Origin of the sequence: Nocardia sp. bgisy134, from assembly GCF_965341865.1 — a bacterium.
Lineage (GTDB): Bacteria > Actinomycetota > Actinomycetes > Mycobacteriales > Mycobacteriaceae > Nocardia.
The window spans coordinates 242,816-262,592 of sequence record NZ_CBDQZP010000005.1 but is presented as its reverse complement, the minus strand read 5'-3'; the positions used below and the strand labels follow the sequence as shown (position 1 = coordinate 262,592).

17 protein-coding genes, 1 tRNA gene and 1 other RNA gene are annotated in these 19,777 nt (G+C 68.4%); 8 read left to right on the top strand and 11 right to left on the bottom strand.

Translation table 11 applies throughout. The features are described 5' to 3' along the window. Positions 1–924: a neutral zinc metallopeptidase gene (locus ACRWNM_RS12040; RefSeq protein ID WP_431966607.1), complete on the bottom strand. Its 924-nt coding sequence runs from the start codon at positions 922–924 to the stop codon at positions 1–3. Positions 925–1,223: 299 nt separating this feature from the next. On the opposite strand from ACRWNM_RS12040, the gene ACRWNM_RS12035 reads away from it, so the two are divergent. Beyond that, entirely contained in the window at positions 1,224–2,849 is a 1,626-nt protein-coding gene (locus tag ACRWNM_RS12035; RefSeq protein WP_431966605.1) for a DUF2207 family protein, read from the top strand. A gap of 61 nt (positions 2,850–2,910) precedes the next feature. On the opposite strand, the gene ACRWNM_RS12030 is transcribed toward ACRWNM_RS12035, so the two are convergent. From ACRWNM_RS12030 to ACRWNM_RS12020, 3 genes are all read right to left on the bottom strand, one after another. After that, a complete protein-coding gene (locus ACRWNM_RS12030; RefSeq protein WP_431966603.1) occupies positions 2,911–4,179 on the bottom strand; it encodes an ROK family protein in 1,269 nt (422 codons plus the stop codon). Between the two features lie 363 nt (positions 4,180–4,542). Continuing rightward, positions 4,543–5,259, bottom strand: coding sequence for a hypothetical protein (locus tag ACRWNM_RS12025; protein ID WP_431966601.1), 717 nt, complete (start codon positions 5,257–5,259; stop codon positions 4,543–4,545). Positions 5,260–5,374: 115 nt separating this feature from the next. Then, positions 5,375–5,959, bottom strand: coding sequence for an HhH-GPD-type base excision DNA repair protein (locus tag ACRWNM_RS12020; RefSeq protein ID WP_431966599.1), 585 nt, complete (start codon positions 5,957–5,959; stop codon positions 5,375–5,377). A 137-nt stretch (positions 5,960–6,096) separates the two neighbouring features. Between ACRWNM_RS12020 and ACRWNM_RS12015 the strand changes: the two genes are divergently transcribed. After that, complete coding sequence (locus ACRWNM_RS12015) at positions 6,097–6,903, top strand: methyltransferase domain-containing protein (protein WP_431966597.1); 807 nt, start codon at positions 6,097–6,099, stop codon at positions 6,901–6,903. A gap of 74 nt (positions 6,904–6,977) precedes the next feature. On the opposite strand, the gene ACRWNM_RS12010 is transcribed toward ACRWNM_RS12015, so the two are convergent. Together ACRWNM_RS12010 and ffs are read right to left on the bottom strand one after the other, a co-directional pair. After that, a complete protein-coding gene (locus ACRWNM_RS12010) occupies positions 6,978–8,267 on the bottom strand; it encodes an aminotransferase class I/II-fold pyridoxal phosphate-dependent enzyme (protein WP_431966595.1) in 1,290 nt (429 codons plus the stop codon). A gap of 221 nt (positions 8,268–8,488) precedes the next feature. Further along, positions 8,489–8,583: signal recognition particle sRNA small type (ffs, locus tag ACRWNM_RS12005), an RNA gene on the bottom strand. 150 nt (positions 8,584–8,733) lie between these two features. Here ffs and ACRWNM_RS12000 point away from each other — a divergent pair. Together ACRWNM_RS12000 and ACRWNM_RS11995 are read left to right on the top strand one after the other, a co-directional pair. After that, positions 8,734–8,821 (top strand) — tRNA-Ser (locus ACRWNM_RS12000). 283 nt (positions 8,822–9,104) lie between these two features. Beyond that, positions 9,105–10,997, top strand: coding sequence for a vWA domain-containing protein (locus ACRWNM_RS11995; protein WP_431966593.1), 1,893 nt, complete (start codon positions 9,105–9,107; stop codon positions 10,995–10,997). A 184-nt stretch (positions 10,998–11,181) separates the two neighbouring features. On the opposite strand, the gene ACRWNM_RS11990 is transcribed toward ACRWNM_RS11995, so the two are convergent. After that, entirely contained in the window at positions 11,182–12,201 is a 1,020-nt protein-coding gene (locus tag ACRWNM_RS11990) for an alpha/beta hydrolase (protein WP_431966591.1), read from the bottom strand. A gap of 751 nt (positions 12,202–12,952) precedes the next feature. Here ACRWNM_RS11990 and ACRWNM_RS11985 point away from each other — a divergent pair. Next, a complete protein-coding gene (locus ACRWNM_RS11985; protein WP_431966589.1) occupies positions 12,953–13,372 on the top strand; it encodes a hypothetical protein in 420 nt (139 codons plus the stop codon). A gap of 155 nt (positions 13,373–13,527) precedes the next feature. Here the strand turns inward: ACRWNM_RS11985 and ACRWNM_RS11980 are convergent, their stop codons facing one another. Beyond that, positions 13,528–14,358, bottom strand: coding sequence for an NAD(P)H-binding protein (locus ACRWNM_RS11980; RefSeq protein ID WP_431966587.1), 831 nt, complete (start codon positions 14,356–14,358; stop codon positions 13,528–13,530). A gap of 166 nt (positions 14,359–14,524) precedes the next feature. Between ACRWNM_RS11980 and ACRWNM_RS11975 the strand changes: the two genes are divergently transcribed. Beyond that, entirely contained in the window at positions 14,525–15,202 is a 678-nt protein-coding gene (locus ACRWNM_RS11975; protein ID WP_431966585.1) for a hypothetical protein, read from the top strand. An 80-nt stretch (positions 15,203–15,282) separates the two neighbouring features. Then, positions 15,283–15,966, top strand: coding sequence for a hypothetical protein (locus ACRWNM_RS11970; RefSeq protein ID WP_431966583.1), 684 nt, complete (start codon positions 15,283–15,285; stop codon positions 15,964–15,966). Positions 15,967–15,997: 31 nt separating this feature from the next. On the opposite strand, the gene ACRWNM_RS11965 is transcribed toward ACRWNM_RS11970, so the two are convergent. From ACRWNM_RS11965 to ACRWNM_RS11955, 3 genes are all read right to left on the bottom strand, one after another. Then, positions 15,998–16,465: a GtrA family protein gene (locus ACRWNM_RS11965; protein ID WP_431966581.1), complete on the bottom strand. Its 468-nt coding sequence runs from the start codon at positions 16,463–16,465 to the stop codon at positions 15,998–16,000. Next, a complete protein-coding gene (locus tag ACRWNM_RS11960) occupies positions 16,462–18,687 on the bottom strand; it encodes a hypothetical protein (protein ID WP_431966795.1) in 2,226 nt (741 codons plus the stop codon). The genes ACRWNM_RS11965 and ACRWNM_RS11960 overlap by 4 nt, the downstream gene beginning before the upstream one ends. A gap of 76 nt (positions 18,688–18,763) precedes the next feature. After that, positions 18,764–19,045: a helix-turn-helix domain-containing protein gene (locus ACRWNM_RS11955; RefSeq protein WP_431966579.1), complete on the bottom strand. Its 282-nt coding sequence runs from the start codon at positions 19,043–19,045 to the stop codon at positions 18,764–18,766. Positions 19,046–19,294: 249 nt separating this feature from the next. Here ACRWNM_RS11955 and ACRWNM_RS11950 point away from each other — a divergent pair, with 249 nt between their 5' ends. Next, entirely contained in the window at positions 19,295–19,747 is a 453-nt protein-coding gene (locus ACRWNM_RS11950) for a hypothetical protein (protein ID WP_431966577.1), read from the top strand. Positions 19,748–19,777: the final 30 nt, after the last annotated feature.

Sequence of the window (19,777 nt, the reverse complement as noted above, 5' to 3'; positions counted from 1 at the left end):
TCAACTCACCCTGCCTGCCGGAGCGGTGAAGGTGTTGCACTGGTTGGTGCGGTTCTTGTCCACGCCCTCTTCGAACCAGTCGCCGCTGTTCTCCGATGACCCGTGGTCGCGCGCGTCGGTCGGTCCGTCGCCTCGGCCGTGCGCGTCCCGCCGCGCCACGCCGATCTGCGTGGAGGAGAGCGAACCGCCGTCCTCGGAGGACCCGAGGTACATGCCGTTGAAGCACTGCGCCTGCAACTCGATTCGCCGCGAGAGCTCCAGTCCGCGCTGGCTGCGCGCACCGGCGTCCACCCGCTCGCTGTTGGCCTTGCGCAGGATGCCCGACATGGCCTGCACGTGGTGGCCGTACTCGTGCGCGAACACCGAGAGGTAGACCACCCAATTGTCCTTGAACAGGTCGGTCTGCAACTGGCTGATCGGCATGTAGATGGTCTTGTTCGCCGGGCAGTAGAACGCGGCGAAGTTGGTGGTGGTGCCCGTGCACGGCGTGGAGATGCCCGCGGTGGAGGCGCTGACGTTCAGCGTCGGCGGTGTGAACGGCAAATTCGCCTTCTGCAGCACCGGTTTCCACACCGACTCCAGGCAGCCCGCCGCGGTCTCGAAGAACTTGCGCGCGGTCTCGACCTGGGTGCTCCAGGGGGTGTAATCGCAGTCGGCCGGGATCAGCGTCGCGTTCGGATCGGTGAGCAGCGGGTTGTTGCCCGTCTCCGCGGCGCCCTGCGACCCGTCGGGGGTGTAGGTGAAGCTCGGCGACGGCCCCGAGGCGCGGTCGTTGCGGTCGCTGCGAATCGCGGTGCGCACCAACGCGCCCGCCACCAGGAACACCACGATGAGCAGCAGCGAGACGATCTTTCCTCCGCCCCCGCTCTTGCGCGGCGGGTACGGCGGACGGCCGGGCGGGCCGTAGGGCATAGGGGGCGGCATCGGCGGGCGGTACCCGGGCGGCTGACCGTAGCCGGGCGGCGCCGAATAGCCGGGCGGCGGAGCGTATCCCGGATGCTGCGCATAGCCCGGCGGCGGACCGTAGCCGGGCTGCGGCGGGTATCCGGGCGGGGGCCCGTAACCGGGACGGGGTCCGTAGCCAGGCGGCGGAACGGGGTGTCCACCAGGTGGAACCGGTCCATATCCGTACGGTGGTTGGGTCACTCCCCCGTACCCCCTCGCATCAGATGATCGTCGACAGCCGCTGACGAAGAATAGCAACCTGTCTAGAGTAGGCACTCATGCTGACATTTCGGGGGGCCGCCGCCGGCGTGCTGATGCTCGCCGCCGCGGGATTGGTGGCCACCGCGCCGGGTGCCAAGAGCGAACCGACGCCCGAGGGCGTGACCATCGTCGCCGATCTGAAACTCAGCCGCGAAGGCGTGCTCGAAGTCGACGAGACGGTGACCGTGCCATCCGGCGAATCGTTCAAGATGTCACTGCCGCTGCGCCTTCAGTTGCGCGACGACGTGGAACGGCGCTTCCAGGTCACCGATATCGACGCCAAGGGCGCGGGCACCGCGACGGTCGCCAACGATCAGTTCACCATCGACGCCAAACCCGGTGAGTCCAGCTACAAGTACTCGATCCACAACACCGTCAGCGACGCGCCCGGCACCCAGGTTTTCCACTGGCTAGGTGTGATGAACACCGACATCGCCTCCATCAGCGCCTCGCTGATCAGCCCGAGCTACGAAATGGCCATCGTGGACTGCAAACTCGGGCCGCCAGGCAACACGAGGCCGTGCGCCGACGTCCGGATCGAATCCGACGGCGTGCTCTGGCTGGAGCAGACCGACCTGCGCAAGGGCGACGCCATCGACCTGACCTTGCAACTGCCGCCGGGTACCGTCCCCGCGAACGCCGACATCGAGGACGCGAACGCACCCGGTCCGTTCTCGGTGACCGGTCCGGTGCTGGCCGCCTTCGGCGTGCTGCTGCTCGCGCTGGCGGGCTTGGCCGTCTTCGTGCTGCGCGCGCGTCGCGAGAACGCCGCGGCGGGAACCGGTTCCGACACCGTCGACCCGCTGCTGCGCGACGGCAACCAGGTGCAGTTCACCTCGCCCGAGGGCATTCTGCCCGGTGAGGCGGGCGTGCTGCTCGACGAGCACGCGGACGCCATCGATATCGCCGCCACCGTGGTGGATCTCGCGGTGCGCCGCTACATCTGGGTGACGCCGATCAGCGACAGCGACTGGCGCATCAATCGGGTGAACGGCGTCGACGACCAGCTACGCGACTACGAGAAGGCGGTGTACACGACGCTGCTGCCGGAAGGCGCCGACTCGGTCACCGTCGCCGAATTGCGCGCGCCGGGACGGGTGCAGGCCGAGCCGATCCGCCGGGCGATGGTCGACGACGCGGTGCGGCGTGGCGCCTTCGCCGACCGGTCCCGTATCGGCCTGCCGGTCTGGGTCGGCGGCGCGCTGATCGTCGCGGGCATTGCCGCCACGGTGGGTCTGGCCGTCACCGCGGGCTCCGCGCTGGTCGGCGTCGCGATCCTGCTCGCGGGCGTGGCGACCGTGCTGCTGCCCAAGTACCTTCCGGTGCGCACCCAGGCGGGCCGCAAGCTGACCTCGCAGGTGCGCGCCCTGCAACGCGGCCTGGATGCCACTCGGCGCGAACAGATTCCGCCGACCGATCAGGAGACGGTGTTCTCCCGCGCGTTGCCGTTCACCGTCATCGGCGGCCGCGCCGACAACTGGATCCGCGCGTTCCGCGACCTGAATCCGGCCGCCGACGCCCAGCCGGGTCTCTACTGGTTCGGCAGCTTCGAACGCGACCAGAACCTGCACCGCTTCGCCGCCCACTTCCCGTTCTTCATCACGGCGCTCGAAGGATTGTTCACCGGATCGTCGGCCCGCTGAGCGGGCACATACCGAAAGGCCGGGTTCTCCGAGGAGGACCCGGCCTTTCGGCGTTTCGGTATCAGTCGGCGAACGCGGTGCGTCGCATGGCGGCGAGCGGGTCCGCGTAGAGCGCGCTGAGCGAGGTCACCACGGCGGCGAATTCCTGGACCTTGCCGCCGAATCCGCTGATGCGAATGTCGGTCGGCGGAAGGGTGGAACTCTGCCGGAAGGCCTCGGCGACGTGCGCGATGCCCGGCCGGTAGCCGGTGAAGGCCTGCCCGCCGAGGATGACGCGATCCGGGTTGAGCATGTCGCGCACCAGCGCGACGGTGCTGCCCAGCATGGCCGCCCGCTCCGCGAGCAGTTCGCGCGCCGGGACCGAACCGGCCGTGGCCGCCCGGTACAGATCCGCGATGGTGGAACCCGCGGTCCCGTTGTGCGCCGGGATGATTCCGCGACCGACCGCCCGCGCGTGCAGCGCACGGTCACCCACGGTGACCTCCAAGCAACCCCGCCTGCCGCAGGTGCATTCGACGTCGGAGCCGGTGGGCAGATGCGCGATCGAACCGGGGCCGTTGCTCGGGGTGTGCACGCGGCCGTCGAGAGTGACCGCGATGCCCGCGGTTTCACGCACATAGAAGTACAGGCTGCTGCCGCGCTGCTGCCCCTCGGGCGGTTCCGGGGTCGGCAGCAGCAGTTCGGAGCCCGCCATCGCCTCGACGTGCGGCGCCACCGAGACCGGCAGCTCGAGCACTTCGCCGAGCACGGCGCCGATCTGGGCGCCCTTCCATTCCAATTTGGGGTGATCGACCACGCCGGTCAGCGGGTCGACGCGACCACCGATCGCGACGCCTGCCCACAGCGGTTTTCGCCGATGCCAGCGCTGCAGAAAGGCTTTCGCGCTGCGCGCCACGGTCGTGGTCGCGAACTCCTGGCCGGTTTGCGGGGTGGCGATGGCAAGCCCACCGAGAATTCGGCCGCGCAGGTCGGCTACCACGATCTTGGTCGCGGCGGCGCCGATGTGAATGCCGAGGGTCAGGTAGGTGTCGTAGTCGACCTCGAACGGCACCCGGGGGCGGCCCACCGCGCCTGACGTGGTCAGGTCCGGCCGTTCCCGCAGGAGGCCGGCGGTGAGCAGGGACGACACCTGGCGGTTGACCGTCGCGATGCTCAAACCCGTTGTGCGCGCGGCATTGTCGCGAGAGACCGGCCCGCCGGTCGCGGCGCGTAGCACGGCGGCCGCCGGATTGTCGGAGATGCGGAGTTCCGGCGCCACGACGGGACGCTGGACGCGGACACGACCGGTAGCGACCCGCGAAGCGGATCGTTCCAGGGTAGGGATCGACATATGAAGAGTCCTTGCTGAAATCCCGTCGAACGGGACGTGCCTACACGAGCGGCGACGAGGCAGCGCGCGCCGAAAGGGCGGCTCAGCTGCAACGACGGGAGCAACACAGCTCCCGCGTCAGCGGCAGCCGCAGGCCGAGCGCGGCGGTCACGTAGGTGACCCGCAAGGCGGAGAGGCTGCTGATGGACATGAAGAAAAAGGTAACACCGAATTCACCGGCGCACCAAGCTTCCGCAAATCCCGGTGCTCGAGGACACACCGTTTCGCCTGGTCGGAGCCGGACACGACGAAGCCCCGCCCATGCGAAAGGCATCGGGCGGGGCCGTTTTTCACGGCAGTGACGACCGAGGAAGCGAGAACGGGCTACTTCGCCGGAGCGGGCGCGTTGAACGGCGCGTTGACCGTCGTGAAGTACTGAATGAGCGCCCCGATGGCGACCGGCGCCGTCACGAAGATCTGGCCCGCGATGGTGCCGAGCGCGCCGACCGCGGCCGCACCGGCGACGCAGCCGACAGCCGCGGCGGGCAGGAAGGGTCCGAACAGTCCGACGATGGTGCCGCCGACCGCGGCGCCGCCGAGGATGCCGCCGACCACGCAGCCGACCGCGGCGCCGCCGAGGCCGCCGACCAGCGTGCCGATCGTGGCGCCCATGCTGATGGTGCTGGTCAACCGGGTCCAGGCGGCGACCTCACGGTCGTACTCGGTCTTCCACGGCGCCTTGTCCTCGAACGGCAGCGCGACCGGCTTGTAGGCCGCGTGGTCGAGATCGAGCTGCGGCGTCAGCGTCGCGGTGCGATCCGAGATCTGCGCCGCGATCGGGAACTCGAACTCGTCGAGCCGGAACTTCAGCGGCGTGCCCGCGACCACGGTGCCGTCCGCGGCCTTGATCTTCAGGGCGCCGTCCTCGGCGACGAGCGAGCCCGCGTCGGTGCTGATGATCGCCGCAGTCTCGGTCTGGGTGGCGGTGTAGTTGATGACGTCCCCGGCGGGGGTCTCCGGACCGGCCACCGCGGTTCCCGCGGTGACGCCGGTCGCCATGGTCACGAGTGCCGCGACCACGGCGAGCTTCCTGATTTTCATGTACTGCTATCCCTCATCCGATGGAGCGTGTTCGAGGGAAAAGCATCGAGCACCGGCCCGTCTTGTACGAGAGAAAAAAGCAGCGAGATTCGAATGGGCAATCGGGGAGCGAATGCTATTTCGCCGTGGCGGCCTTCGCCTCGGCCTTCACCCTCTTCTTGAACGCACGCACCTCTAGCAGGGACTGAGCGTCGGTGATGTCGGCGGCCGAGCGTCGCGAGTCCTTCTCCGAATAGGCGCCCGCCGCCTTTTCCCAGCCTTTCGGGCGCACCCCGAGTTGCTTGCCGAGCAGGGCCAGGAAAATACGCGCCTTCTGGTCGCCGTAGCCCGGTAATGCCTTCAGCCTGCGCAGCACTTCCTTGCCGTCCGGATCGCCGCTCGTCCATATCGCCGCGGTGTCGCCGTCGTAGTGTTCGACGACGTAACGCGCCAATTCCTGGGTGCGCCGCGCCATGGACCGCCCGTAGCGGTGGATGGCGGGCGGCGTCGCGGCGAGCTCCTCGAACGCCTCGGGATCGGCTTCGGCGATCTTGCCGATGTCGAACCCGTCCATCCGGTCGGCGATCTTCTTCGGACCGCGGAAAGCGTGTTCGAGTGGGAACTGCTGATCCAGGAGCATGCCCGTCAACAGAGCGAACGGGTCCTCCGACAGGAGCTTGTCGGCCTCCGGTTCCTGCGCGAGACACAGTGTGACGGTCACCGTCGTTCCTTTCGGCTTGTCGGCGCGTTCGTCAGTCGATCATCTCACCCGCGTCCAGCTGTGCGGCACGCCACAGCCGCGCGTAGGCTCTGGCCATGCCTCAGACGACGGCAATACCTAGGGACGGACACGCGCCCATGGACACTTACTCATTGCGCCCGGATCGCTTCGACACGGCGGGCCAGGATCAATTGGTCGATGTGCGCGACCTGCAAGCCGCCCTACCCGGCATCCGGCGACTGCGCACCTGGGCGCACGAGGCGCTCGCACTGCAACCTGGCGAACACGCCGTCGACGTCGGATCGGGCACCGGTACGGAGGTCATCGCCTTCGCCGACGCGGTCGGCCCGACCGGCGAGGCGGTCGGCGTGGAACCCGACCCGCACCTGCTCGCCTCCGCGGAGCGCCGCGCGTCGCAGCTGGGCTCGCGCGCGAAGTTCCATTCCGGCGACGCCTACGGCATCCCGTTCGGCGCCGGTACCTTCGACGCGGCGCTCTGCGAGCGCGTCTTCCAGCATCTGACGGCGCCGGGCCGCGCGGCGAACGAGATCGCCAGGGTGCTGCGCCCCGGCGGCCGCGTCGTGGTGGTCGACGTCGACTGGGACACCGCGATCGTGCACCCCGGCGACCGGCAGGTGGTCCGCCAGGTGCTGGACACGCTGGTCTCGGCCACCACCAACCCGCTCTCCGGGCGCAGGCTGCCCGGCCTGCTCACCCAGGCAGGCCTGGTGATCGACGAGGTCGGCTCGCACGCGCTCGTGCAGGACCGCAGCGTGGGTCCCGGCTCGCTGGTCACCCGCATCTCGGCCATGGCGGTGGCGCGCGGCTCGATCACCGAGGCCCAGCGCGACCGGTTGCTCGCCGATCTCGAGCGCGGCGCCGACAGCGGCGACATTCATCTGTCGGTGACGATGTTCGCGGTGCTGGCGCACAAGCCGCACTGAGCCGAGCCCTTCGGGACTGAAAAGACGACGGCCCTCCGCACCGGTGTGCGGAGGGCCGTCGTTCTCTCTGCCGGTTACTTGCCGAGCAGCTTCTCGGTGGCCGCCAGCAGGACGCAGGTGGCCAGGCCGTCCATCGCCTTCTCCAGCTCCGGCAGCTTCGGGAAGCTGGGGGCGATGCGAATGTTCTTGTCCTCCGGATCGTTCCGGTACGGGAAGGCCGAACCCGCCGCGGTCAGCGCGATGCCCGCGTCCTTGGCCAGCGCGATCACCCGGGCCGCGGTGCCCTCGAGCACGTCGAGGCTGATGAAATAACCGCCCTTCGGCTCGGTCCACGAGGCGACCTTGGACGCGCCGAGCCGGTCCTCGAGAATCTTCAGCACCAGGGCGAACTTCGGCTCCAGGATCTCGCGGTGCTTCTGCATGTGTGCGCGCACACCCTCGGCGTCCCCGAAGAAACGCAGGTGGCGCAGCTGGTTGATCTTGTCGGGGCCGATGCTCTTCTTGGACGCGTGCGAGAGGTACCAGTCCAGGTTCGCGGTGGACGCGCCGAGGAAGCTGACGCCCGCGCCCGCGAAGGTGATCTTCGAGGTGGAGGCGAAGACGATGGGCCGGTTCGGGTTTCCGGCGGCCGCGGCCAGGCCGAGCACGTCGAACACCGGCGCGGCGATGTCGGTCAGCGGGTGCACAGCATAGGCGTTGTCCCAGAACAACCGGAAGTCCGGCGCCGCGGCGGGCATCGAAACCAGTTCCCGCACAACCTCTTCGGAGAAGACGACGCCGGTCGGGTTGGAGTAGTTCGGCACCGCCCACAGACCCTTGATCTGCGGGTCGGCGGCGAGCAGCTCGGCGATACGATGCGTGTCGGGACCGTCGTGGCGCATCGGGATCGGGATCATCTCGAAGCCGAGGGCCTCGGTGATCGCGAAGTGCCGGTCGTAACCCGGTGCGGGACAGAGGAATTTCAGCGTGGGCTCGGCGGCCCAGCGACGCTCGGAATCGTTGGTGCCGTACAGCATCGCGTAGGTGATGACGTCGTGCATCAGCTCGAGGCTCGCGTTGTTGCCCGCGAGCAGGTTCTCGACCGGGATGCCGAGCAGCTCACCGAAGATGGCGCGCAGCTCCGGGAGACCGTGCAGCCCACCGTAGTTACGGCAGTCGGTGCCGGTGCCGTCCCGGTAGTCGCCGTCGCCGGGCAGGGAGAGCAGTTCCGCCGACAGGTCTAGTTGTTCCGGCGAAGGTTTTCCCCTCGTCAGGTCCAGCGTGAGCTTCTCGGTCCGGAGCGTCGCGTAGTTCGCGGTCTGGGTCTCGTGTTCGGACACGAGCTCCTCATGGCTCATCAAACCGATCTGCGTTTGCCGGGGCATCCTGAGCAGCCTTTCGAAGCAGCGAAGGGGCGTGTGACGTCCGTACCGACGACCGTCGGTGGACCGTTGACCACGTTACCCGTGTGTTGCCCGGAATTGGAGGCGTACCTTTGCCTTCGCTCCGGCCCTTCGCGGTCCGATGACGGACTTCTCCGGCCGCGCCATTCCGCGACTTCGCTTGGGACCAACGGGGAGCGCCCGAACTTCGGCAGGGCCGGAAATATAGGGGACCCCGCGCACCCGGCAGAGCCCGTTGACCCTTGCTGCCTTCCGGCCCTGGGGGAGTTCACAGGATGCGCGCCGCGCGGGATCCGTCGGCCAGTGTAGCGGGTCATCCCCGCTCCGTCCGAATGGGCCCGTTCCCGCCCCTGCGCTACGACCTCCGAACCCCGTCCGACCAGGACAAACCACCTATTCACCGGGGCAATTTGGCGTCCGACCGGGGGCAACCGGTATGCTGCTCCACGGAGGATTCGCCTAGTGGCCTATGGCGCTCGCCTGGAACGCGGGTTGGGTTAACGCCCTCAGGGGTTCAAATCCCCTATCCTCCGCCACAACGGCCCAGGTCGAAGACGGTTCTCCGTTTCTCGACCTGGGCCGTTCGTCGTTCGCCAGTCGGCATCCCGACCCCACGATGCTTCGTCGGCGAGGCCACGGGTGACGTCACCAGGCGCACTGCGCATCCGACCGGAAAATGCCTCGTTCGGATAGTGCACGGCACCACCCGCAGCCTCTTCACTTTCCTGCGGATTCATCCCCGCACCGCCCCGAAAAATCCGGGCATGCAGCGGTTTTGACTGGGCGAGCGATGTTCCGGCCGGTAGCGTCCGTGCCGTTATGTCGATATATTCCAAGCTCACCGCAGTTATCGCAGCGGGTGTGGTCGCCTGTGTGCCCGTAGCGCTGCCCACGGCGGCGCAGGCGGATGACGCCGCGCAGTACGCGCCCACCATGCTGATCCTGGACGCCTCCGGTTCGATGCAACGGCCCGACCCAGCGGGCACCATGATGGACGCGGCCAAGCACGCCGTCCGCACATTCGTGGAGTCCGCGCCCGCCGCCGCGAAGGTGGGGCTGACCACCTACGGCACCGGCACCGGGAACACCGAAGCGGAGAAGGCGGCCGGTTGCCGCGATGTCCGGGTCCTTCGCCCGCCGGACACCATCGATAGATCGGCGCTGATCAGCGCGGTCGACGGCATCGAGCCGCGCGGGTGGACCCCGATGGGCGCCGCGCTGCGGGAGGCCGCACAGGCGCTGCCGAAGTCCGGACCGCGTTCGATCGTGCTGGTCTCCGATGGCGACGACACCTGTTCGCCGCCCGATCCGTGCGACGTCGCGCGAGAGCTGAAGCAGCAGGGCCTCGATCTCGTCGTGCACACCATCGGATTCGCGGTGGACGACAAGGCCCGCGCACAACTGCGGTGCATGGCCGAATCGACCGGGGGCACCTACAACGACGCCGTCGACGGAACCGCCCTGAAAGACATCCTGCCGCGCGTGAGCACCGCCGCGCTGCGCAACTATCGCGCGAGCGGAACACCGATCACAGGCGCGGGGAACTACGCGAGCGCGCCCGTGGCCGGAGCGGGCCACTACCTGGACACCATCGGGCAGGAAGAGACTCGCTACTACGCGGTCGACGTCCCCGCCGGCGCCACCGCGTACTTCACCGGCATCGTCTCCTTCCCGAGGGTGTCGGGCGTATCGGTGACCGACGACTTCAACACTCTCCAGTCGCGGGTCTACGGCCGCGACGGCGAGGACTGCCTGTCCTTCGAAACCGACCAGGCGACGAGGTCCAGCGACGGCGTCGCCCTCACCGTCACCCAGACCTGGGACGGCGCGACCAAGCAACGCACCGGCGGCGGCAGCGACAAGTGCAAGGGTGACGGCCGGTACTACTTCACGCTGACCTGGGACCGGGTTTCGGACGGCGTGCCGCCGCGGCTGCCGCTCGAGCTGATCATCGGCGTCGAACCGGGCGTCACCGATCCCGGCCCCGCGGGCGTCACGACCAAGACGACGCTCGTCGAATCGTCGGGTCCGGGCACTCCGGTGACCGGCGCCGGATCGTTCACCGAGGCGGTGACACTCGACGGCAGCGGCCGCTACGCCGATACGCTGCGGCCGGGCGAGTACGTCTTCTACCGGGTGCGGCTGGGTTGGGGCCAGGGCCTGGCCTACCGGGTGCACTTCGAGGACAACGGGGGACGGGGCGTGGACGTCATCTCGAACATCGCGACCACCCTGTACTCGCCACTCGCCGAGGAAATCGACTCCGACACAACGGCTTACACCGGACGAGCAGGCGTGCTGCCCACCAGTGGCCCGGCGATCGCCACCGCGCCGATCCGCTACGCCAATCGCGACGCCAACGATTCCGAGGTCCGTAAGCAGTCGGTCGCGGGCTGGTACTACATCGCGGTGAAACTGGGCTCGACCTTCACCGAAGGCGCCGCCACCCCGGTCCCCATGCGACTCGACCTCACCGTCGCAGGGAACCCCGAACCAGGCCCCGCCTACTCGGCCGGGACGACCGGAGGCATCTTCGGCGAGGACGCGGGCCCGAGCGGCAAACCGATCGTGCACTCCGCCGACAGCGCCGGCGAGGATTCGTCAGCGACGAAGTGGATTGCGCTCGCCGCGGTCGGCGTCGTCGGCGGCGCTGTCCTCGCCGCGATCATCGGCTTCGCACTCGCACGCCGCCGGAGCCGGTCCTCGCGCTGAATCTGGAACTGGACTCCGCTCGACACCGGGCCGGACTCCGAGCCGACACCGGAGCCTGAACACAACCGCGCGGGCGGGTCGGTACGAAATCTCGTACCGACCCGCCCGCGCGGAAGCTTTTCAGCGGTCGGCTTCATCCGAACTCACGGGAGGGGTCCGTCGACGGACCCCTCCCGCGCGGGCATCAGCCGTTCAGCCCCATGCCCTGGGCGAGTAGCGGCCAGGAGTCGTGCAGCGCCTCTTCCCAGTACGGCCAGTAGTGCGTGCCGACCGGGTTGAACTGGTAGGTCGCCGGGATGTTCAGCGAGTCCAGCTTGTTCTTCAGGTTGGCGGTGCAGCCGTTGACGGCCGCTTCGATGATCACACCGAGGCTGAGGTTGACCGCGCCCATCGGTCCGGGTGCGGTGCTCAGGTAGTACTGGACATCCTCCATCACCGGAATGCCGCTGCCGCTGGAGACGTAGAGCAGCGTGCCGCGCAGCTTCTCCGCGTTGAGGACCGGGTCGTTCGCGGCCCACAGCGGGCTGTCGGCCGGACCGTACATGTTCACGGTGTTGCCGCCCGCCCAGGTCTCGGTGGCCAGCTTGACGAACTGCTGCCCCATCGGGTCGGCGATCTGCGCGCACCCGCTGTAGGCGGCGACCGTCTTCCACAGGCCGGGCTTGGCCTCGGCCAGCTGCAACACCGACGTGCCTGACGTCGACAGACCGGCCAACGCGTTGAGGCCCGTCGAGTTCAGCGTCTGGTCCAGCAGCGGAGGCAGCTCCTCGGTGAAGAAGGTCGTCCACTTGTTCAGCCCGAGCACCGGGTCCCGCTGCTGCCAGTCGGTGTAGTAGCTGCCGCGACCGCCGATCGGCTGAATGACGTTGACCTGCTTGTCGGCCAGCCAATCCAGCGCGTGCGTGGCGGCCCGCCAGCTGGCGGTTCCTTCACCGGCGTCCAGGCCGTTGAGCATGTAGAGGTTCGGCGCGGGCGTCGACTCGTCGGCCGGACGCTGCACGTCGACCTTGATTTCGGTGTCCATCGCCGCGGAGTACACCTTCAGGTGCCAGGTGCGCCCCTCCTTGACGACGGACGTCACGGCCGAGGGCTTCTGCGGCTCCGCCGAAGCGGCGCCCCCGACCACTGCCACCGACAATGCGGCGGTCAGCGTGAGGGCCGCGGTCCGCAGAGCGGCCACGCTGCGTAGTGCGGAAAGCTTCATCGAACAGTCGGCTCCATTCCACGGGCCATCGTCGGCCACATTGTCGTCGAAGTAGTTTCCCCCAGCGACCGATCGTCCGCGACACGTGGTCGCGCCGTGATCCCGGCCCGCGACCGGGCCGATTCACACGGTATTCGACAGGGCATCGATCACTCTCTTACTGTATTCGGACAGGCGCGTGGGCCCATCTCCCCCGAACTAAGTCTTCCGCGGAGCCAAAACCGTTACTCGACAGCGTCATTCGGCGGCTTTTTCGGGCCGCAAGAGTCGCACGAAGCGCCCCGAGTGCGCGCTCATGCCCGGTCGCTGCCGAAATACTCTGTCCCGTGGCGGTATTCCGAGGTGCCTGGCGTCGCCTGGTGCTCGCTTGTATCGCGGCGATGCGCGCGGGCGCGTGTGGCGCGCCGACGTCGGATTCACCGGCGACGACACCGTGCTCCGCTGGTGAATCGGCCGCGGCGGTGTTCTCCACCGAACGGCGTCCGGGCTGGCCCACCATCCAGGTTCCGAAGCCGCCGAGCTGGGAACAGACGAAGCCGGACGGCCCGTCTCCGGCGGGCCGGTGTACCCGATCCGGGTGAGTGGCACTGCCCGCACGACGAGTGGAACTCCCGGAAATTCGGGTGCCCGCACACTGGTGGCAACCGATAGGGCGCGCCTAGGATCGAGGAAGTCGGGGAATGTCAACCAACCGACCGACCGATCGGCGAGTTGTCCAGGCCGCATGCCGGGCTCGCCGGAAGAGGCAGAGATGAACACCAACAAGATCCGTGAGGTGGGCAGGGCGCGCCTTCTCCTGGGGTTAGCGGTAGTGGGGGCCGCGATGACAGTTCCGATGGTGGCGGCGGCCCCCGCGACGGCCGCGCCCGCATCGTCGCCCGGCATCGTGCAGACCGATTTCCCGCCGTGCGAACGCGGTTTCATGTGCAATAGCGATCGCGACTACGACCGTTGCGAACGTGGTTACGACAACTGGTGGGGCGGCGGCTACGGCGGCTACGGCGGTGGTGGTGGTTACGGCGGCTACGGCGGTGGTGGCTACGGCGGCTACGGCGGCGGTGGCTACGGCTGGAGCGATCGCGGCTACGACCGGTGCGAGCGCGGCTGGGACCAGGGTTGGGGTGGCGGATTGAACAATATGTTCCCGTTCGGATTGTTCGGTAGCAGCTGACCGAGCCTGTCCCACGAAATGCCGTAGCAATCATCGAGCGATGTGAGCGCCCGCTCGAGTGATTCGGCGTGGGCGGATGTACCGAGCCCGCGCGGAGCCATCGAACGGCGACGTGCGGGCCCGGAGTTTTGTCGCAAGGTGTCAGCGCACCGGCTTCAGCGCGCGTTGCCCACCGGAGCGGGACTCCGGAAGCGGTTCGCGTGTTCGGCGGCCCACTCCGCGAAGGTCCTCGCCGGGCGGCCGAGCACACGGGGAACGGTGTCGTCGACGATTGCCGATTCCTCGGGCGGTTCCGCGTACCAGCCGATGACGTACTCGGCGTCGGCCTGGGAGACGCCGGTCGCCACGAGCCGTTCCACGGCCTGCGCATGGGAGATCCGGTCGAAGGCGATGTCGCGACCGACCGCTTCGGACAGGATCGCGAGCCGTTGGTGCAGCGTCAGCGGCTGCGGGCCGGTGAGGTTGTACGCGCGGCCCGCGTGGCCGTCTTCGATCAGGGCGGCGGCGGCCACCGCGCCGATGTCGGCCTCGTGCACCACGGCGCTCGGGTGGTCGTAGGGTTCACGCACCACGCCCTCGGCGCGGATCGAGTCGATCCAGGTCAGCGTGTTGGACATGAATTCCTGCGGCTCGAGCCGCGTCCACTCCACGCCGGAGTCGGCCACGGCCTGTTCGACCGGGCCGACACCGCCGCCCCAGACGACCGTGATGCGCCGGACGCCCGTGTCGACGGCCCGGCGGACCAGTTCTGGACCGACCTCGGCCAGTCCGGCCGTCACGGTGATGTGCAGGCGGGTGACGCCGTCGAGCGCCTCGGCCAAGGTCTCGGGTGCGGTGTGCGTGCCCGCCGCAAGTTCCACTCCGGGCGGGAGTTTCGCGGCGGCGGGATTCCGGGTGAGTGCCCGCACGCGCTCGCCTCGACGCATCAGTTCTGCCACGACGTGGCGACCGGTGTTGCCGGTCGCGCCTGTTACCAGTGTTGTCACGCTGTTTCCTTCCACCGCGCCGACGCTAAGAGCTCGAGTCGACTCGAGGTCAAGGCCCCGAATTCTGGTGGCCCACCCTCCGGGCCCCGGAACAGCGACGATGCCGACTTATGTGCGATGACTATGACAGAATCGGTCTCGGGCGGTGTTCGGACTGGAGGGAGCGATGACACCCGAATCGTCAGCCGGGCCGACAATCGACGCGACTGCCGCGCAGCCACCGCAGGCTGCGCCGCACGGAAGGCGTCGCCGTCGCGGAGTCGGTCAGCTGGAAGTGGCCGAACGCAGCGGGCGGTACACATTGATCGCCGCACTGTGCGCCGCGCTGGTCTCGAGTTTCGTCTCGGCGGGCGCGGCCGTGTACGTGAGCATCAACGAGGCGAACCGCGATCAAGGGCTCACCTTCTCGCAGGCACTGCGCACCGACCGGCACAAGGTCTACACCGAGTTCCTGACCGCCCTGACGAACTACGAGATGTCGTTGAGCATCCTCAGCGCGGCGATGTCGGGCAACGCTCCGAGAGACCTGGTCGGCGCCAAGATGGCCGACATTGCCACGCCGGGGAAGGAGTTCCTCAACGCGCTGAACGCGGTCTGGCTCGCAGGGAGCGGCGAGGTGTACTCGGTCGCAAGCCGATTCCTGGACCTGGCGAATGCCTACTTCCGAGATACCTGGGAGCCCTTCAACGCTCGATACGCCAACTTCGAGAACCTTCCCACCATCGACGCCGAGCAGTGGAGGCAGGATTCGCACAAGTTGAGCGACGGGCTCGTCCAGTTCATCAATCGAGCCGAGGAGCTCAAGGGAGAGTTCCTGGAGAAGGCCCGCGGCGACCTCGGGTGAACCAGCGGGCTTTCCGACATCCGCGCGCAATGTCGGCGAGGCCGACGGCGGGAACGCGACGCGGCTGCGATGATTCCGGGGTGACTCAGTGGCTCCCCCTCTTCAGTTCCCTGGTCGTCGCCTTCGTCGTACTGGTCGGCGTCCTCATCACCAACCGCACGAATCGCAGGGCGATCGACGCGGCCGACGAGCGCGGCAGCATCGCGCTGGAGGCCGCGCAGCGGAACGTGGAGGCGGTCAACGCGGCGGCCGACGAGCGGAGCAGGTCCGCACTGGAAGCCGCGCAACGCAATACCGAAGCCGCCGAACAGCGCGAGCACGAGAAGTGGCGGCGCGAATCGGTGCTGGCGGCCGTCACCACCCTGCTGGAGACCTCGGCCACCGTCCGGCAGCAGCTGTCCAGCCAGGATTTCACCTACCTCGGCGAGATCGACCGCTTCGGTCTCGATCTGCACGAAAGCATTGGGCAGTGCACAGGATCGGTCACCCGGCTGCGCATCCTGTCGAGCCCGCGCATCCCCAACCGCTGTGAAGATCTGCTGCGTACGCTCACGGCGGCCGCGAACATCACCGTCCAGAAGCTGACCCTCACCCTGGACGGGGACGCGACCGTGGACGACCTCGACGACATCAGGACGTTGTGGCACAAGGCCATTGCCAGCACCGTCGAACAGGAGCTCTCGGTCATCAAGGCCGCGCGAGCCGAACTCGGCTTGGAGCCCCTTACCGCACCGGAGCGCGTCCCCGCACCGTCCGTGGCATAGCCCGAGCGCGAAAAGGACTGGCGCAGAACCGCTATTGTCCGGCTGCTCCGACCAGATCGGGCTCGACGGGCTTGCGGCGGAACGAGATGTGCCGGTGGCCGAAGAAACTGGCGACAGCGACCAGCGCCATCACCCCGATCGCCGCGGGAATGCTCGGCAGATGCAGCAGCGAGACGGCCGCTTGGAGCAGCACCATGTTCATCAACAGGCCGCCGGAGTTCACCGCGACGAAGGCGAAGAAATCGCGCATGACACGCCCGCGCACCCGGAAGACCAGGGTGCGGTGCAGTACGAATGCGATGACGATGCTGATGCTGTACGCCGCGGGGGGCGCGAGCGCGGCCGAGACGCGGCCGTCGAAGATCGCCAGCCACATCACCGTCAGGGCGATGCCCAGTCCGGTGTTCACCATGCCGACCATGGCGAACGCGATCTCCTGCCGCCGCACGATGCGCAGCAGCGGCCCGGGATCCAGTTCGGCCTGGTCGACGGTGTTCATCGGACGGCCAGCTCGGCCTCGGCGGCGGCGTCCGCGGGCGCGAGCTCGGCGGGCTCGTCGTCCCTGCGGCCGCGGCGGTACAGCCAGTGCAAGACGCCGACGCCGAGCAGTCCGACCAGGGCGCTCGCGCCGCCGATCTTCCAGCCGGGCGGTTGCCAGGCGAGCTCCAGTTCGGCGTTCCTGGTGCCGGCCGGGATATCGACGGCGACAAAGGTTTTCGCGACGGCTTCGACCGGTATCTCGCGGCCGTCGAGGGTGACGCGATAGCCGGGCCAGTTCAGCCGCGCGAAGACCACGCGACCGCCCGTCTCCGAGCTGACCCGGACCCGGCTGGTGGTGTCCGATTCGGTGATGGACGCGGCGGTCACCCCGACGGCGGCGGCGACGCGGCCGTCGACGGTGGAGAGCAAGCCGTTCTCTCGCTCGAGCACGGCGACGTACTTCTCGTGGCCGGGGTAGTCGACCCACTTCCAGCCCTGCGGGGCGGGCTGGTTGCGCGCGTCCGGGTACAGGGCGGTGTGCAGCACGACCCGGTCCACCTTCATCAGGTCGACGATGGTCTTGCCGGTGGTCGGCTCGACGGCGAAAGCCCTGCGGAAGGCGTCGGGGCAGACGCTGGTGTCCCAGCGCATGCAGAGCATCTCGCCGAACTGGAGGTGGCCGTTCGGGGTGTATCCGCTGACGTAGGTCAGCTCGAGGTCCTTGGCGTAGTTGCCGAAGACGAGCGATCCGTACGCGCCGTCGAGGGTGCGTTCGCCGGGCGGGATGAGTGCGCGGTCGCCCAGTTGCAGCGTGGTGCCGGGGAACTCCGGGAAGGCGGCCTTCATCTCCGAGCGCTGCTCCGGCAGGTTCCAGCCGAGCGGCGTCGGCTGGGCCGCCCACACCTGGAGATAGGCGATCGGGGCGATCGATACCAACACCAGCGCGCACGCCGCAGCGATGCCGCGGCCTCGCGCCAGCCACACCGCCGCCGCGCCGAGCGCAGCCACCGCGAGGGCCGAGACCACGTGCCACACGGATTCCTGCGGGGCCGCCGACACCGAACGCAGCAACAGCAGGCCGATCAATCCCGCCGCGATCACTCCGCGCCGCCGCCAGTCGGCGAAGGTCGCGAAACGGCCGAGCAGCACGCCGAACAGCACCAGCAGGCCGAGCGCCACCATCGGCAGCACGCGGGCGGGCCAGCGCAGCGGGCCGATGGCGCCGGGGCCCGCGGTCCACATCAGCACGATCGCCGTGAACAGCGCGGGCGCGGTCAGTTCGCGCGCCGAATCCAGCGCCTTGCGCCAGTCGACGAACGCCAGCGCCGGGATCACGAACCAGGCGACGTACACCACCGGCATCGGCTGCACGTAGCCCCACCACGTGGTGAACGCGGGCAAGGTACTGGGCAGACTGGCGTTCAACGACTCCGACCACGGCACCGTCAGCAGCTGCTCGTTGTTGATCTGCGCGGTGCCGCGCCAGGTGACCTTGGCCGAGAGCATGCTCGGCAGGTACGTCGCGAGCCCCGCCAGCGCCGCGCAGCCCGAGACGACGAGCAACCGCAGCGACGGTTGCCACTTGCGCTGGTAGACGAGTTCGCCGACGGCCACCGCGGCGATCATGATCCCCGCCTCGACGGCAGGGAAGATGTACTGCACCGAGATGGCCAGGTACAGGAAGACGAAGGTCGGGATCGGCCCGGAGCGCCCGCGCGCGTAGCGAACACCCGACGCCCACGCGTGCGCCAGCCAGGCGGTGCCGGTGAACGCGGTCATCCAGCTGGCCTCGTCGAAGAACAGCAGCCAGCCGCTGAACGGGATGGCGACGCCCGCCACCGCCGCCCACGGCGCCCGCGATCCGTACGCGAGGCAGATCCGGTAGACGCCGAGCCCGAGCACGATCGCGAAGATCAGCTTGACCACGGTGGCGTACAGCGCGAGGTTGTCCACCGAGGGCGCGATCAGGTCGATCAGCAGCTGCGGCGGATTCAGCAGCCCCGCCTCTTCGATGGTGTAGTTACCTGCCATCCAGTGCTCGGGCACCAGGGTCGGAAGGTCACCGTCACGCAGCCGCCTGCCCATCATCACCCACAGCGGGGCGTACTGGGACTCGGTGTCGTCGGTGTAGAAATGCCGAACGTTGGCCAGTAGAACCGCGACATACCCCGCGACCACGCCGAGCGCGGTGATGATGCCCCACTTGTACACCTCGCGCGGAGCGAGAGTTCCACTGTCCACCACGAGTCCCAGACCCTACAGGCAACCGCCCGCGACCGAACGGAAGACGATGGGTGGCGGCGCCCGAGTGGGCCGATCACGCGGCCGGTTTCACCGTCATCTCGACGTGCATGCCCGCCGCGGTCACCATGTTGACGAGCGAGTCCAGACTGAACAAGTGCACCTTGCCGCGCATGAGATCGGAGACCCGGGGTTGGGTCACGCCCAGCCGCTCGGCCGCCGCCATCTGCGTCCAGCCCTTGGCGGTGATCCGTTCGGTCAGTTCGATCATCAGCCGCGACCGCAGCCGCATGTTCTCCGCCTCCTGTGGGGTGTCCTCGATCGCATCCCACACGCTGTCGAACGTCTCGTCCGCCATCAGCGCTGTCCCTTCTCGAACTCCGCCACGACGTGCCTGAGCCGCTTGGCCGCCAGATTCAGATCCGCTGCCGGGATTCGGCCTCACACAGGCAATATACAAATTTTTGTATGTCGGCGTAGCCCGTTCGATGGATTCGAGAAACCGCCACGCAGAACCCGCTGCCCTGCGCAGAGAGGAAATGGGGTGGGGTGAGTGGGGCGGGCCTAGACTCGAGCTCTGCACGTCTTCGGTGGTGAGCGAGGCGAGATGCGTACTCGGTTCGAGTTCGACCTGCATACCGTCGCGACTCCGGAGCAGGTGGTCGAGTTGTTCACCGATTTCTCCGCGGAGCGGCCGCGGCGGTGGCCCGCGCTGTCGGCGCGGCGGTATCGGGTGCTCGAGGTGGGTGAGCACACCGCGGACGTGGTGGAGGGGCAGGACTTTCCGAGGATCTCGGCGCGCTGGCGCTACGACTGGTCGACGCCGGGGACGGTGCGAATGCGCGTGGTCGACAGCGAGTACCTGGCGCCGGGCGGCTTCCACGAGCTGACGATCCGGCAGGCCGAGGACGGTGGCAGCGATGTGCACGGGGTGTGGGACAACACCGCGGTGCATCCGTCGACCCAGGCCACATTGGCGATGATGCGGCTGGCTGGGCGGCGGTTCTTCATCGGCTATTACACGCGGGTCTTCGATCGGCTCGCCGAGGAGAACGACTGATCAGCGGCTGCGCGGGGCCACCTGTCTCGG